The organism is Ruania alba (assembly GCF_900105765.1).
GTDB classification, from domain to species: Bacteria; Actinomycetota; Actinomycetes; order Actinomycetales; family Beutenbergiaceae; genus Ruania; species Ruania alba.
In genome coordinates, this window is sequence record NZ_FNTX01000001.1 from 1,522,387 (window position 1) to 1,538,339 (window position 15,953).

10 protein-coding genes are annotated in these 15,953 nt (G+C 70.3%); 6 read left to right on the top strand and 4 right to left on the bottom strand.

Annotation, left to right across the window (positions count from 1 at the left end):
- Positions 1-10: 10 nt before the first annotated feature.
- Positions 11-1,744 carry a DUF349 domain-containing protein gene (locus tag BLU77_RS07000; RefSeq protein WP_089772277.1) on the bottom strand — a complete coding sequence of 578 codons (1,734 nt, stop codon included), beginning with the start codon at positions 1,742-1,744 and terminating at the stop codon, positions 11-13.
- Positions 1,741-2,544 (bottom strand): peptidylprolyl isomerase, encoded by an 804-nt coding sequence (locus BLU77_RS07005; protein ID WP_089772278.1) that lies wholly within the window; start codon positions 2,542-2,544, stop codon positions 1,741-1,743. The genes BLU77_RS07000 and BLU77_RS07005 overlap by 4 nt, the downstream gene beginning before the upstream one ends.
- Before the next feature lie 192 nt (positions 2,545-2,736).
- Between BLU77_RS07005 and hisS the strand changes: the two genes are divergently transcribed.
- On the top strand, positions 2,737-4,089 hold the full coding sequence (gene hisS, locus BLU77_RS07010) for a histidine--tRNA ligase (RefSeq protein WP_089772279.1): 1,353 nt from the start codon (positions 2,737-2,739) through the stop codon (positions 4,087-4,089).
- A 63-nt stretch (positions 4,090-4,152) separates the two neighbouring features.
- On the opposite strand, the gene BLU77_RS07015 is transcribed toward hisS, so the two are convergent.
- Complete coding sequence (locus BLU77_RS07015) at positions 4,153-5,952, bottom strand: DEAD/DEAH box helicase (RefSeq protein WP_245708790.1); 1,800 nt, start codon at positions 5,950-5,952, stop codon at positions 4,153-4,155.
- 215 nt (positions 5,953-6,167) lie between these two features.
- Between BLU77_RS07015 and BLU77_RS07020 the strand changes: the two genes are divergently transcribed.
- From BLU77_RS07020 to BLU77_RS07035, 4 genes are all read left to right on the top strand, one after another.
- On the top strand, positions 6,168-7,853 hold the full coding sequence (locus BLU77_RS07020; RefSeq protein WP_175476966.1) for a dynamin family protein: 1,686 nt from the start codon (positions 6,168-6,170) through the stop codon (positions 7,851-7,853).
- Positions 7,853-9,535: a GTPase gene (locus BLU77_RS07025; RefSeq protein WP_089772282.1), complete on the top strand. Its 1,683-nt coding sequence runs from the start codon at positions 7,853-7,855 to the stop codon at positions 9,533-9,535. The genes BLU77_RS07020 and BLU77_RS07025 overlap by 1 nt, the downstream gene beginning before the upstream one ends.
- An 85-nt stretch (positions 9,536-9,620) precedes the next feature.
- Complete coding sequence (gene aspS, locus BLU77_RS07030) at positions 9,621-11,438, top strand: aspartate--tRNA ligase (RefSeq protein ID WP_089772283.1); 1,818 nt, start codon at positions 9,621-9,623, stop codon at positions 11,436-11,438.
- Positions 11,435-12,217 (top strand): GNAT family N-acetyltransferase, encoded by a 783-nt coding sequence (locus BLU77_RS07035; protein WP_089772284.1) that lies wholly within the window; start codon positions 11,435-11,437, stop codon positions 12,215-12,217. The genes aspS and BLU77_RS07035 overlap by 4 nt, the downstream gene beginning before the upstream one ends.
- Here the strand turns inward: BLU77_RS07035 and BLU77_RS07040 are convergent.
- Positions 12,214-14,445, bottom strand: a complete 2,232-nt coding sequence (locus tag BLU77_RS07040; protein ID WP_245708706.1) for an MMPL family transporter — start codon at positions 14,443-14,445, stop codon at positions 12,214-12,216. The genes BLU77_RS07035 and BLU77_RS07040 overlap by 4 nt on opposite strands.
- Before the next feature lie 99 nt (positions 14,446-14,544).
- On the opposite strand from BLU77_RS07040, the gene BLU77_RS07045 reads away from it, so the two are divergent.
- Positions 14,545-15,897, top strand: coding sequence for a replication-associated recombination protein A (locus tag BLU77_RS07045; RefSeq protein ID WP_089773050.1), 1,353 nt, complete (start codon positions 14,545-14,547; stop codon positions 15,895-15,897).
- The last annotated feature ends 56 nt before the right edge of the window (positions 15,898-15,953 follow it).

Sequence of the window (15,953 nt, forward strand, 5' to 3'; positions counted from 1 at the left end):
GCGGGTGGATTCAGCGAGTGTCGTCGGCGGCGCGCAACACCTGCGCCAGCCAGGCACGGCGTGCCTCGAGAGCCTCGGTCGCCGCCGTGATGGCCCGCTCGTTGCCGGACGCCTTCGCCTTCTCCAGGTCGGCCTCCAGGCCGGCGATGGCCTCTTCCAGCTGGGCGGCCGCCCCCTCGGCGCGGGCACGCACGCGAGGGTTCTTCTGCCGCCACTCCTGCTGGTCAGCGTCCCGGATGGCCTGCTCCACCGCACGCATGCGGCCCTCCACCCGCTGCAGGTCCCCGCGCGGAACCTTCCCCGCCTCCTCCCAGCGGTCCTGAATGTCACGCAGCCTGGCCTTGGCCTCCTTGAGGTCGCCGACCGGCACCAGTGCCTCGGCCTCCTCGAGCAGCGCCAGCTTGACGGTGAGGTTCTGCCCGTACTCGGCATCGACCTGCGCATTGGAGGCGTTGCGAGCCTCGAAGAAGACATCCTGTGCGGCGCGGAACCTGGCCCAGAGGGCGTCGTCCTCCTTGCGGGACGCCCGCCCAGCGGCCTTCCACTCCGCCATCAGATCGCGGTAGGCGAGCGTGGTGGGACCCCACTCGGTGGAGTGGGAGAGCGATTCTGCTCGCTCGATGAGCCGCTCTTTGACCTGTTTGGCCTCAGCGTGGGTCTTGTCGAGCTCGGCGAAGAACTGACGCCTGTTCTTGTCGAAGGTGGACCGGGCGGCGGCGAATCGCTTCCACAGGGCGTCTTCGGAGGGCCGGTCGATGCGCGGACCAGCCTTCTGTGCTGCCTTCCACGTCTCCAGCAGATCCCGGAGCGCCTGCCCCTGGGCCTTCCACTGCACCCGAGCCGGGTCCATGGCAGCGATCTGCTCCGCCTTCTCGACGATCGTGGTGCGCTCGGCGAGCGCGTGCGCCCGCGCCTCTTCACGTTCGGCATTGATCTGCCGACGGCGGTCGGTCGCCACGGCCTTCAGATCCTCGAATCGCGCGCGCAGCCCGTCCAGGTCCCCGACGGCGGCGGGAGCCTCCAGAGCATCGGCGAGGCTGTGCTGCGTGCTGTCCAGGTCCTTGATGGTCAGCTGAGCGATCCGGGCCTCGAACAGATCCACCTGCGCCTTGAGGTCGAGGTAGCGGCGGATGTACAGCGAGAGGGCGTCCGCCTCCGTGACGTCGGGGAATTGCCCGACCACACGCTCACCGCTGGCCTCCCGGACGGAGACCGTGCCGTCCTCGGCGACGTGGCCGAACTCGCTGGCTGCTGCCACCTCGGCAGGATCCATCGGCGGCGCCTCGGGGTCGGTGACCGGGGACGTCGGGACGCCGGGCACCTCGTGGCCGGTGGTGGTCGCCGGTGCGGGCGAGGCGGGCGGTCGGGGCCGGGCCTTGGGCGCGATCGCGGCCGGAGTGGGAATGGCGGAAGGCTTCGGCACCTCGGCCGGGGTGGGCACGGGGGAGGGGGGCGCGGTCTCGGTGGACGGCTCTGCTTCCGGTGCTGGGCTTTCCTCCTCCGGTGCGGCGTCGGGTGCCGGGCTTTCCTCGACCGGTGCGGCGTCCGCGGCCGGCTTCTCGGCCTCGTTGCTCTCCTGGTCCGCGCCCCGGGGCGTGGCTTCGCTCGAGGGTGTGTCTCCTGCGCTCGGGGCGGACACTGCCGGGTCGGGTGTCTGAGCCTCGGTCGGAACCTGGGACTGCTGCTCGCTGCTCACGGTCTCGCTCGCCTTGTCGTGGTCGGGCTGGGGCTGGGGCTCAGTCACTGGATGTCCACACTCTCGATGATCACGTTCTCGGCAGGTCGACCGTCCGATCCGCCGTCCACGGTGCCCGCGGCACCAATCTGCTCCAAGATGTCCAATCCCTCGGTCACCTGGCCGAACACGGTGTACCCGCCGGCGGAGTCACTGGGCAACGGCACATCGGCGAAGACGAGGAAGAACTGCGATCCCATCGACTCACCGTTCTGCGGCTGCCGTGCCATGGCCAGAGATCCGGCGGGGTAGACATCATCCTCAGGGGCGTTCTCGATCGGGCCGAAGCTGTATCCCGGTCCGCCGTTCCCGGCAGCGGTCGGGTCCCCGCACTGGAGCAGCGAGTCCGGCAGCAGCCGGTGGCACGCGGTGCCGTCGAAGAATCCGTCGCCGGCCAGCATCAGGAACGAGGCCACCGCTTGCGGTGCTGCGGCACCGTCGAGCGTGACCGCGATATCCCCGGCACTGGTGCTGATGACGGCGTCCCAGCTGGTGTCCAGGGAGTCGCTCGCGGGAGGTGGTGCGTCGTATCGCTGCGGGTCCGTGGTGGGCAGCGCCTCAGGTTCAGTCTCGGTGCCCTCAGCTGTCGCCGTGGCTGCGGTCTCGGAAGTTGAGGGCGGCGCCTCCGGGTCGGTCTCCGTGCGGGAGTTCAGCACGATCAGCAGGACCACCACGGCCGCCAGCACGACCACCACGACGGCGCCGACGATGCGACGCTCCCGCGCCACGCGCGCTGCCTTCTCCTGCCGGGCCGCACGCTTGGCGTAGCGTCGCCGCGCGTACTCCTTCTCCCGCTTGCTCGGGGACACTCCGGGCTCCTCCTCGTGACCGTCATGCGGCGGTGGCAGGACCCACCGCCGGTGTCGCGCCCGGCAGGCACAACCTTGCCGATACTAGTTGAGACTGCCACACACCGATCGCCCGCAGGCGAGGCCCCCGGGTCACGGGATGATCACAACTGATGTGAAAGCGGCTCTCGTGGTCGATGGGAAGATGGCCCCATGGTTCGAATTTCACCGTTGTCAGGATTCCCCGAGTGGCTCCCCGAGGGCCGTGCCGTCGAGCGTGCCGTCCTGGAGACGATTCAGCACACCTTCGAGCTGCACGGGTTCGCCGGCATCGCCACGAGGGCGGTCGAACCGATCGAGCAGCTGCTCAGCAAGGGGGAGACCTCCAAGGAGGTGTACGTCCTGCGCCGACTGCAGGCCGAGGAAGGCGAGGAGGGCGCGAGCGAGAAGTCGCTGGGGCTGCACTTCGACCTCACCGTGCCGTTCGCGCGATATGTGCTGGAGAACGCCGGTCGCCTCGCGTTCCCGTTCAAGCGCTACCAGATCCAGTCCGTCTGGCGAGGAGAGCGCCCGCAGGAAGGCCGGTTCCGTGAGTTCACCCAGGCCGATATCGACATCGTCGGTGACGGGACACTGCCGTTCCACGCCGAGGTCGAGGTGCCGGTGGTGATCGCCGAGGTGTTCGCACGGCTCGCGCAGCTCGGCGTACCGCCGGTGCGGATTCACGTGAACAATCGCAAGGTCGCCCAGGGCTTCTACGAAGGTCTAGGGCTCAGTGACGTCGACGGTGTGCTGCGTAGTATCGACAAGCTGGACAAGATCGGCCCTGAGCGGGTGTCCGCGCTGCTTCAGGAGCAGAACGGCGCGTCGGCGGAGCAGGCCCAGGCATGCCTCGACCTGGCGGCCATCACGGGGACCGACGCGGGCATCGCCGACCGGGTCCTGGAGCTGGGCGTGCGCACCCCGCTCCTCGACGAGGGACTCGACGAGCTGGTTCGACTCGTCGAGGCCGCCGGCCGACGGGTACCGGGGGCGGTGGTGGCCGATCTGAAGATTGCCCGCGGGCTGGACTACTACACCGGCAGCGTCTACGAGACCACGCTGGTCGGCCACGAGCAGCTCGGCTCCATCTGCTCCGGCGGCCGGTACGACTCGCTCGCCTCGGACGGTCGCACGACCTATCCCGGGGTGGGGATGTCCATCGGCGTCACCCGGCTGGTCTCCCGTCTGCTCAGCGCTGACATCGCGCGTGCCAGCAGGCCCGTGCCCACCGCAGTGCTGGTGGCGGTCACCGACGACGAGTCGCGCCCGGCCAGTGACGCTGTGGCCGCCCTGCTCCGCGGCCGCGGGATCCCCGCTGACGTCGCACCGTCGGCGGCCAAGTTCGGCAAGCAGATCAAGTTCGCGGATCGGCGGGGAATCCCCTACGTCTGGTTCCCCGGAGACGAGGCGCACCAGGTCAAGGACATCCGCTCCGGCGACCAGATCAGCGCGGACCCAGCCCTGTGGAGCCCACCGGAGGAAGACCTGTGGCCGCGGGTGACCGCTGCGATGGAAAGGTCCTGAGCACGTCTGAGCACGACAGAGGCGCCGGCACCCACAGTGGGTGCCGGCGCCTCTGTCGTTGGATCAGGAGCGGTTGCCGGTGGCCGTGTGGTGCGGCTTGCGGCCAGTGTCACGGGAGCCGAAGCGGGAGTCGCGGCGTCCCCGCCCGGGTGCATGGCTGGACGAGGGGCCGCCGGCCTTGCTGTGGTGCTTGGGACCGGTGTCCGGACGGATCCGCAACGGCTGACCGGCGACGCGCGCGACCGAGATCTTCCGGCTGGCGTCCGAGCTGAGCTCGGCCCCGATCTCCACCAGGGAGAAGCGGGAGAAGATGTCGATCTTGCCGAGGTCGGAGCCGCGCAGGCCCCCCTCCCCGGTGATCGCTCCCACGATGTCCTGCGGGCGCACGCCGTGGCTGTGCCCCACCGCCACGCGGTACACGGTGCCGTTCGGCCCGCGCCGGCCACGGCCGGCGCCGCCTCGGGGTCCGTTCGCGGGAGAGCTCTCGCGATCGAACCGCTGCTGCGGCGCTGGCTCGAGCTCCTCGGCCGACCGCGGTCCGCCGTCACCCACGGCCAGTGCGAGCAGAGCAGCGGCGGTCTCCAACGGGTCGCCGTCGGGGCCCAGGTGCGCGGCCAGGTGCTCGCGGTACATCCCGAGTCGTCCGGCGGCGATCCGCTCGCCCAAGGAGTCCAGCACGCGGCGGGCCTTGTGGGCACTCACCTCGGCAGGTGTTGGGATGGTGGCCTCGGTGAGCGAGGTCCGGGTGAGACGCTCGATCGCGGTCAGGCGGGAGCGTTCCTTCGGAGTGAAGAAGGTCAGCGCCTGGCCGCTGCGGCCGGCGCGGCCGGTGCGACCGATGCGGTGCACGTAGGCCTCGGCCTCGCGCGGCACGTCGAAGTTGACGACCAGACCGATCTTCTCCACGTCGAGCCCGCGCGCGGCGACATCGGTGGCCACCAGTACCTGGACAGACCCCGAACGCAGTCGCTCCACGATGCGTTCGCGCTCCTTCTGCGCGACGTCCCCGCTGATCGTCGCGGCGCTGACACCGCGTTCCTGCAGCGCCGCCCCGACCTCTTCGGCGGCCTGGCGGGTTCGCACGAACACCACCGCGGCCTCCGCGTCGGTCGTCGCCAGCACGCGGGAGAGCGCGCCCACCTTGTGCCGGAACGGCACCACGGCGTAGGTCTGGGTGATGGTGTCGGTGGTGGACGAGGGACGTGAGGTGGCGACTTCGACCGGGTTGCTCATGTGCCGGCGGGCCACAGACCGGATCGCCGAAGGCATGGTTGCCGAGAAGAGAGCGGTCTGCCGATCGTCGGCGGCAGAGGAGAGGATGCGGTCCACATCTTCGGCGAAGCCCATCCGCAGCATCTCGTCGGCCTCGTCGAGCACCAGGCTCCGCACGCCGCCGAGGTCCAGCGCGTTCTTCTCGAGCATGTCGATGACGCGGCCTGGAGTACCGACCACGATCTGTGCGCCCCGGGAGAGCCCGCGCAGCTGCGGGCCGTATGGTGCGCCGCCGTAGATCGGCAGCACGGTCAGGCCGGATCCTCCGGCGAAGCTGGCGATGGCATCGGCCACCTGGATGGCCAGTTCGCGGGTGGGGGTGAGCACGAGGCCCTGCACCCGTGCCTGGTCGGCGTCGACCCGGGAGAGCATGGGCAGCGCGAATGCCGCCGTCTTCCCGGTTCCGGTCTGCGCGACCCCGACCAGGTCACGTCCCTCGAGGAGTGCCGGGATGGTGGCGGTCTGGATGTCGGTGGGCGTGGTGAAGCCGAGCGCGGCGATGGCCGCAAGCGAGGACTCCGGGAGCCCGAGATCATTGAACGAGGAGGGCGTGGGGCAGCAGACATGGCAATCCTTCGGCGGGTATTCGATGCGGAGGCCACGGACCGGCCGGTCCTGCTCCGCTTCGGCCCTCACTCCATGCGCCATGCTTCGGCGTCCAAAGGCGGTCCAGCCGCCAGGGCCCTGTGCGGGATCTGCGCTCCAGGTACGGCCACCATCGTACGGCCCTGACCGGCCAGAACAGTGACGCTGTGCGCAACGTCACGGGTGCTGCCATGGCTCGCCTCGGCTGGCATGATCGCCTCATGGACGACGCGCTGCAGGACCTGCGGACGGCGATCGCGGGCGCGCAGCTCCCGCTGGAGACCTCCGACGCTCCGATCGCGCGGCGCCACCGCGGGCAGCTCACGGCTCAGCTCGAGGATTATGTGATCCCGCGGGCCGCCTCGCTGGAGGCACCATTGCTGGCCGTGGTCGGCGGGTCCACCGGCGCCGGGAAGTCCACCCTGGTCAACGCCCTCGTCGGCGAGCGCGTGGCGAGGACGAGCGCGCTGCGGCCGACCACCCGCGATCCGCTGCTGATCCACCACCCGAGCGATGCCGACTGGTTCGTCCAGCCGCGAGTGCTGCCGCACCTGGCCCGCGTCCAGGGGAAGAGCGTCCCGGACGACGGCGGTGGCGTGGTGCGCCTGGTGGCCACGAACCAGGTGGGCCCGGGTCTGGCGCTGCTCGACGCCCCGGACATCGATTCGGTGGTGGATGCCAATCGGGAGCTGGCGGGCCAACTGCTCGCCGCCGCTGATCTGTGGGTGTTCGTGACGACCGCGCATCGGTACGCCGACGCCGTGCCGTGGGACCTGCTGCGTGACGCGGCCCGGCGGGACGTCGTGGTAGCGGTGGTGCTGGACCGTATCCCGCCACCGGTCCTGCACGACGTCAGCACCGACCTCGAGGCCATGCTGAGCGCGGAGGGGCTCGGCGAGGCGCCCCTGTTCCTGCTCACCGAGACCGATCTCGGTCCGGACGCGATGCTGCCCGAGGGCGCGGTGGATGAGCTGGCCGAATGGCTCGACACGCTCACCGAGGATGCCTCCAGCCGCGCGCAGGTCGCCCGCCAGACCCTGCACGGTGCCGTGCGAGACGTCGCCGACGGCGCCCAGCACCTGGCCGATGCCGTGCTGGCGCAGCAGCGGCTCGCTCGCGATCTGCACCGGCGTGTGGCCACCGCCTACGACACCACCGATCTGCTCACCACGCTCGCCGACGGTGCGATGCTCCGCGGGGAGGTGCTCTCCCGTTGGCAGGACTTCGTGGGCACCGGAGAGTTCTTCCGTTCCGTCGAGACCACCGTGGGGCGGGTGCGGGACCGCGTGACGGCGTTCCTCACCGGACGCCCGCAGCCCGCACGCGAGGTCAAGGAAGCCATCGGCCATGGCCTGCACGCGGTGCTGGTGGATCAGGCGGACACCGCAGCGGAGCGAGCCTTTCGTGCCTTTGCCACCGAACCGGCAGCGCGGGGCCTCCTTCCCGGGCACACCCTGGAAGCCGCCGCCCCGGAGTTCTCCGAGCACGCCGCCGAGCAGATTCGTGCCTGGCAGCGCTATCTGCTCGAACTCGTGCAGAACGAGGGGCAGGACAAGCGCACGACGGCCCGCATCATGGCTTTCGGCGTGAACGGGGTCGCCGTGGTGCTCATGGTGGTCGCGTTCGCATCGACCGGCGGTCTGGTAGGCGCTGAGGTCGCGATCGCCGGTGGCACCGCCGTGGTGGCCCAGAAGCTCCTCGAGGCGATCTTCGGGGACCAGGCCGTCCGTCGACTTGCCGAACGGGCCCGCGAGGATCTGCACGATCGGGTGCGCACGCTGATGGCTCAGGATCAGCAGCGCTTCACCCAGCTGCTGCCCGATCCCGACCAGGCGGAGACCTCAGCAGTCGTGCTCCGGGACGCCGCGACGGCGGCCGTCGCGGCGGTCGAGGCAGCGGGTCGGTGATGAGACGCCGGCCGCTGCCATTCGCAGATCGCCTCCAGGCACTGACCGACGCACTCGAGGTGCTGGACGCCCTTGACCTCTCCGGTGATGAGCGAATCGAGCACGCCGTCGCGGACGCGCACGCCACCGTCGCCCGCGCTCACGAGCGCGGCGGACTGTCCGCAGCACACACGGTGGTTGCACTGGCGGGTGCAACAGGCAGCGGGAAATCGTCCCTGACGAACACGCTGGCAGGACAGGAGGTCACCGACGTCGGTGCCCGCCGTCCGACGACGGCGCAGCCGGTTGCGATCACGTGGGGCACCGAACCTGCAGGAGCGTTGCTCGACTGGCTGGGGATCGAGCGACGCGTGTCCGCCGAGACTGATGACGGGCCAGGGCGTGATCGACTCGACGGTCTCATCCTGGTCGACCTGCCCGACATTGATTCCGTACGCACCGATCATCATGGCCGGGCAGCCCGGCTCGCGGAACGGGTCGACATGCTGGTCTGGGTCCTCGACCCGCAGAAGTACGCCGACGCGGTGGTGCACCAACAGTATCTCCGTCCGATGGCCAGGCACGCCGAGGTGACGGTCGCGGTGCTGAACCAGGTGGACACCCTCAGCCCGCACGATGCCAAGCTCGTGCTGGCCGACCTCGAGCGGAGGATGAGCGAGGACGGACTGCACGGGATCCCGGTGCTCGGTGTGTCCGCGACCACCGGCCACGGTCTCAGCGAGCTACGACACGTGCTGGCCGACGTGGTGGTCCGGCGCGCCGCAGCGCACGCGCGACTGGCCGCAGACGTGGCCACGGCTGCCGACGCCCTGGCCCAGGTCTGCCCGCCGGCTGCGCCGGAGCGACTCCCACCGGCGCAGCAACGTCACCTCGTCGACCGGCTCGCGGCCGCCGCCGGGGTGGACCGCGTCGCGCGCGCCGTCGCCGGCTCCTACCGGCATCGCGCACGTGCCCGTGCAGGCTGGCCGGTCACTCGGTGGTTGGGACGCTTCCGACCGGACCCGTTGCGTCGGCTGCACCTGGGTCGCCCCGGTCCGGTACGTGCCGGTGCCGAGGACACCGGACCAGTCGTTGCGGCGTCGTCGAATGCGCCGGCGGCGCCGTCGGTGCGTGCTGAGGTGACCACGGCGCTCCGGGCGATGGGTGAGGCCACGGCCGGTGGGACAACCGGCCCGTGGCGCGACCACCTTCGTTCGGGTGCGCTCAACGGCGCGGACGAACTGCCCGACGCTCTCGACACGGCGGTGGTCTCGCACCCCGTGGTGCGCCCCCGGGACCCGCACTGGTTCGCAGTGTTCTCGCTGCTCCAGTGGGTCTGGTTCACGGCTGCCGGGGCCGGTGCGTTGTGGTTGGGCGTGCTCGCTGGAGTGCGCTATCTCGGGCTCCCCACCCCGTGGACGCCGCAGCTGGGCCCCGTTCCGGTAGACCCGCCGTGGCCGGGGCTGCCCGCTCTCCCGTGGCCGACGGTGCTGCTGTTCGGAGGAGTGCTGCTCGGGGTGCTCACCGCCGTGCTCGCTGCGCTGCTGGCACGTCTGGGTGCGGCGCGACGGCGCCGGCGTGCCCGCGTGGAGCTGCGCCGCAGTGTCGCGGAGGTAGCCGAACGGATGGTCCTGGTGGAGGTACGCACCCGGGTGGAGCAGTGCCAGCGCTACGTACGCGCGATCCACCAGGCACAGAGCTAAGGGCGCGGCCGATCCGCGCGCGGACGACCATTAGGATCGCAGGAGCTGCCGATCGGCGGCTCCAGAGAAGTCCAGGAGGAATTTCGTGCTTCGCACCCACCACGCCGGCACCCTGCGGGCCGCCGACATCGGTACCACCGTCACCCTGACCGGGTGGGTGGATCGCCGCCGCGATCACGGTGGGGTGGCCTTCCTGGACCTGCGTGATGCCTCCGGCATCGTGCAGGTCGTGGTGCGTGACGAGGAAGTGGCGCACCCGCTGCGCGCGGAGTTCGTGCTGCAGGTGACCGGTGAGGTCGCACGACGCCCCGAGGGCAATGCCAACCCGAACCTGGGCACGGGTGACGTCGAGGTGATCGCCAGCTCCGTCGTCGTGCTGAACGAGAGTGCTGCCCTGCCGTTCCAGGTCTCCACCGCGATCGACGCGCAGGTGACCGTGGGGGAGGAGGTGCGGCTGGCGCACCGATACCTCGACCTGCGCCGTCCGGGTCCGGCCCGCGCCATCCGTTTGCGCTCGGCGGTCAACCGCGCCGCCCGCGAGGTACTGGATGCGGCGGAGTTCGTCGAGATCGAGACTCCCACGCTGACCCGTTCCACCCCCGAGGGGGCACGGGACTTCGTGGTGCCGGCACGCCTGGCACCCGGCTCCTGGTACGCGCTGCCGCAGTCGCCGCAACTGTTCAAGCAGTTGTTGATGGTGGCCGGGATGGAGCGGTACTACCAGATCGCCCGGTGCTACCGGGACGAGGACTTCCGGGCCGACCGGCAGCCGGAGTTCACCCAGCTCGACGTGGAGATGAGCTTCGTCGAGCAGGACGACGTGATCGAGCTGGCCGAGCGCATCCTGGTGGCCCTGTGGGAGCTGATCGGGTACTCGGTGCAGACCCCGATCCCTCGGATGACCTACGCCGACGCGATGCGCCGGTACGGCACCGACAAGCCCGATCTGCGCTTCGACCTCGAGCTGACCGAGCTGACCGAGTACTTCGCTGACACCCCGTTCCGGGTGTTCCAGGCGCCGTACGTGGGTGCCGTGGTGATGCCCGGTGGCGGGTCGCAGCCGCGCCGCCAGTTCGACGCCTGGCAGGAGTGGGCGAAGCAGCGCGGCGCCAAGGGGCTGGCGTACGTCACCATCGCCGAGGACGGTGAGCTCGGTGGACCGGTGGCGAAGAATCTCTCCGAGGACGAGCGTGCCGGTCTGGTCGACGCCGTCGGTGCCAAGCCCGGGGACTGCGTGTTCTTCGCCGCCGGGAAGCCTGCGGAGGCACGTGCCCTGCTCGGGGCCGCCCGGCTGGAGATCGGCAGGCGGTGCGAGCTCATCGACCCCGACGCCTGGGCGTTCGTGTGGGTGGTGGACGCCCCGTTGTTCAAGCCCACCGGTGAGGACGACGACGTGGCCGTGGGCGGGGGAGCGTGGACGGCGGTGCATCACGCCTTTACCTCCCCGACGCCGGAGTGGATCGATCGGTTCGAGGAAGAGCCCGGCAACGCCCTGGCCTACGCCTACGACATCGTCTGCAATGGCAACGAGATCGGTGGCGGGTCGATCCGTATCCATTCGCGCGACGTGCAGCGGCGGGTGTTCGAGGTGATGGGCATCGCCGAGGAGGAGGCCCAGGAGAAGTTCGGCTTCCTGCTGGACGCCTTCGCCTACGGTGCGCCGCCGCACGGCGGGATCGCCTTCGGGTGGGACCGGATCGTCACGCTGCTGGCCGGGGCGGACTCGATCCGCGACGTGATCGCCTTCCCCAAGTCCGGTGGCGGCTATGACGCGCTCACCGGCGCACCCGCCCCGATCTCCGCCCAGCAGCGTAAGGAGGCCGGCGTGGACGCCCCGCCGGCCGCCGAGAAGCAGGAGAACGTGACGGCCGGCCGCGCCGACGGCGGTACCTCCGCCCGGTGAGCCGGCTCGCCAGCTCCCCCCGGTCCCTCGCGGACCTGGGGGAGCCCTGGCGCGACCATCCGGTGCTCCGCGCCGACTTCCCTCGCTACCGGGACGTCGTGGCCTGGGAGAGGGAGGATGCCCTCGTGCTCGCCGTCACCTCCGGCGAGCGCGGGCAGCGCGCTCTGATCGGTCTCGGCGAGCCAGCGGCTCTGGTGCACGCGATCACGCAGGTCGTGGGCGACGCCGAGTCAGCTGAACAGGTGGGCGCGGACTCACTCGCTGTGGTGAGCCTGACCCGGGGCGCATGGACGAGACTGCCGGTCTCGATCCGCAGAGCTTTGGCAGTGCCCCAGGCAAGCCACTGGAATTGGATGATGAGCACATCGGCGCCGCCACGGCACCCGGGTGAAGATGGGGTCACTGAACTTGATCCGCTCACCCACCGCGCGGCGATGGCCGATCTGCAGTCGGTGGCGCTGCCGAACTCCTACACGTCCTTGGACAAGCCGGCGACGCGGTGGTTCGGGTGGCACGACACCTCGGGCGTGCTGCGGTGCATGGCCGCGGCGAGCAACTGGGACGCCGAGGTGCACCTGGGTTCGATCGCGACGCATCCCGACTTCCGCCGTCGGGGGTTGGGCACGGCCGTGACGGCCAGGGTGAGTCGCCTGGGCCTGGCGGCCACCGGGCAGGTGAGCCTGGCGCTGTACGCCGACAACCATGACGCACGCCGGGTCTACGAGCGCCTGGGTTTCGCCCTCGTGCAGGAGTGGGAGAGCCGCCGCCCGGCGAGCTAGTGGGCGATCCCGAACCGGCGGTGCAGGGCGCGCAGCGGGCGCGGTGCCCACCAGTTCCGATGCCCGAGCAAGGTCATGGTGGACGGCACCAGCAGCATGCGCACCAGCGTCGCGTCGATGAGCACGGTCACGGCCAGCGCGAAGCCCGCCTCCTTGATCACGATCAGCTCACCACTCATGAACCCGGCGAAGACCACGATGATCACCAGCGCCGCCGAGGTGATGATCCGTCCGGACTGCTGCAACCCGTCACGCACCGCGGCGTCGTTGTCCCGACCCAACGAGTGGTGGGAGGAGGCGTCGTAGAACTCCTTGATCCGTGCGATCAGGAACACCTCGTAGTCCATCGCCAGTCCGAACCCGAACGCCACCACCACGGCGACGACGTAGGACTCCAGGCCCCCGACCGGTTCGAACCCCAACAGCCCGGACAGGTGCCCTTCCTGGAACACCCAGGTGGTCACGCCGAGCGAGGCGGCAATCGAGAGGGTGTTCACCAGCAGGGCCTTGAGCGGGACCAGGAGTGACCCGGTCATCAGGAACAGCAGCACGAAGGTGGCCAGGACCACCACGCCGACGGCCACCGGTAGCCCGTCCACGAGGGCATCGGTGAAGTCGATCTGGTTGGCGGCCTGTCCCAGCACCCAGAAGGTCGCGTCATTGCCGGTATCACGCAGGTCCCGGATCGACTCGACCACCTGCGTCGCTTCGGTGCCCCCCGGGTCGATGCCGTCGGTGAGGCGCACCCCGAGCAGCACGTGCTCGTCGCTGACGGGCTGGGCCTCGTCGACAGCGCTGACGTGCTCGATCCCGGCGATCTCGTCCGCGAGCCCGCCCTGGTCACCGGCTTGCACCACGACCTGCATCTGTGGTGTGGCCAGGAGCGGGTACTTGGCGTCGATGGTCTCGACCACCTCCCGCTGCTCCGAGCCCGGAGGAAGCAGATCGATCGTGGAGTTGCGCAGCTGGAGGCCGAGCAGTGGCGAGGCGAGGAACCCCAGCACCACGGCGCTGCCGAGCAGCACCAGCCACGGGTGGCGTTGTACCCGCGTGGCCAAAGCGGAGAACACGCCCCGTTCGGGAGCGGACTCGCCGAACCGGCCGAGCAGGAGGCGGAGTCCGGGGATTCGCGACAGCGCCGAGGGCCGCAGCATCCGACGGCCCCGCCACGCCAGCAGTGCCGGAACGAGCGTGAGTGCGGAGAGCAGGGCGATGAGCACCACCGACACCCCCGCCGCCCCCAGCGACTTCAGGATGTCGGGTCGCAGCAGCAGGAGTCCCGAGATCGCGATGGCCACGATGATCGCGGAGAAGGTCACCGTGCGCCCTGCTGTGGTCATGGTGGATCGCATCGCGCGCACCACCGCCCCGTCGCGGCCACGGGCGTGCCGACGGCGGCGGCCGGGGGAGGTGTCGGCCAGCTCGGCGTCGACCTCGCGACGGATCTCCTCGCGGAAGCGGGAGACGATGAGCAGCCCGTAGTCGATCGACAGTCCGAGGCCGAGCACGGTGACCACGTTCACCACGACCGAGTCGAGGTCGATCATCGCCGAGAAGCCCCACAGCACCCCGAGCCCCCCGGCGATCGAGGCGAGGGCCCCAGCGAGCGGCATGCCGGCGGCGAGGAACCCGCCGAACACCACCACCATCACGATGAGTGAGATCGGCAGCGCCACCATCTCACCGGTGGCCAGGTCCTCCTCCATCTGGCCGACGATCGCCTCGGTGAGCAGGGTGGGGCTGGAGATCTGCGGGGTGACGCCGAGCTCGTTGCCGAAGCTGATGAGCTCGTCGAGCACCACGGCGTGCGCCGCGTCCTGGTCGTCCTCGGACAGTTCGGCCGAGAGCTCGACGGTCACGAGCAGGCCATCGCCGTCGGCTGCCACGAACGGCGCCGCCTGCTCGGACTCCAGGCCATCCGGGAACGCGAAGGCGTCCAGCACTGCGGCCACACCGTCGGTGGACAACAGCACCGAATGCATCCGTGCGGCCGCACGGCCGGCGGTGGTCACCACCTCGGGATCGGTGAGGTCCACGTCGGTGAGGACAGCGGTCACGGTCGGGCCGTCGTCAGAGGCCTCTTCGATCAGGGTGCGCGCTTCCTGACTCTCGGATCCGGGCACGCGGGGCTCACCGGAGTGCAACCGGTCGAACAGCCCCTGGCTCCCGAATCCGGTGAGCGCCAGCGCGCCGGCGAGGCCCACGAGGACCAGCCAGATGATCACCACACGACGAGGATGATGGGCGGCCGTGCGCCCGAGACGATCGAACACCTGGTCATCATCGCAGGCGTCAGGGTGTCAGTGTGGGCGCGTAGGCTGCTCGGTGTGGACCTGTTCGAGTCAGCCGGGACCGACGAGGTCGGTGTCCCGCAACCGTCCGCCGGCGCACCCCTGGCAGTGCGGATGCGCCCGTCGCGGCCGGAGGAGGTACTCGGGCAGGCCCACCTGCTGGAGCCTGGCTCGCCGTTGCGTCGACTGATCGAACCGCCGGAGGCGGGTGCGTTACCGCCGTCGTCGGTGATCCTGTGGGGACCGCCCGGCACCGGGAAGACCACGCTGGCCTACCTCGTGGCACATGTCTCGGGCCGCCGGTTCGTGGAGCTGTCCGCAGTGACGGCCGGGGTGAAGGACGTGCGGCAGGTCATTGCGGATGCCCGACGGCGGTTGGCCGGCTCCGGCGAGGAGACGGTCCTCTTCATCGACGAGGTGCACCGCTTCTCCAAGACCCAGCAGGACGCGTTGCTCCCGGCGGTGGAGAACCGGTGGGTGACGTTGATGGCGGCCACCACCGAGAACCCGTCCTTCGCGGTGATCTCACCGCTGTTGTCCCGGTCGATCATGCTCACGCTGCGGTCCCTGGAGACCGAGGATCTGGACGCGCTGATCACCCGGGCGTTGGCGGACGAGCGTGGCCTGGGTGGGCGGATCCCGTTGGAGGACGATGCACGGGAGTACCTGCTGCGATTGGCCGGGGGCGATGCACGCAAGTCGCTGACCATCCTGGAGGCGGCGGCCGGGACCGCGGGCAGTGCGGGCGCCGAGAGCATCACGCTGGACGCGATGGAGCGAGCCATCGATGTGGCGGCCGTGCGTTATGACCGCGACGGGGACCAGCACTATGACGTGATCAGCGCGTTCATCAAGTCGATGCGGGGCAGCGACGTGGATGCTGCCCTGCACTACCTGGCCCGGATGGTGGTGGCGGGGGAGGACCCGAGGTTCATCGCCCGGCGGATCGTGATCGCCGCGTCCGAGGATGTCGGGATGGCGGACCCGACGGCGTTGCAGACGGCCGTGGCCGCTGCCCAGTCGGTGGCGTTGATCGGGATGCCCGAGGCACGCATCATCCTCGCCCAAGCGGTGGTGCATGTGGCGAGCGCACCGAAGTCGAACGCGTCGTATGCGGGGATCAACGCCGCGATCGCCGATGTGCAAGCGGGCCGCATCGGGGTGGTGCCGGCGCACCTGCGTGACTCGCACTACGCCGGCTCGCAGCGCATCGGCCATGGCGCCGGCTACGTGTACTCCCACGACGAGCCGCACGGGGTCGCGCGGCAGGAGTACCTGCCTGAGGATCTCGCCGGCTCGCGCTACTACCAGCCCACCGACCGCGGGTTCGAGCGCACCCTGACCGAGCGGCTCGATCGCGTCCGGGACCTGCTCGGCCGGGACCGCTGACCCCACCACCACCCGCGAGTGCGGCCGATCTCGCTCAACTGCTGAGATATTCGCGA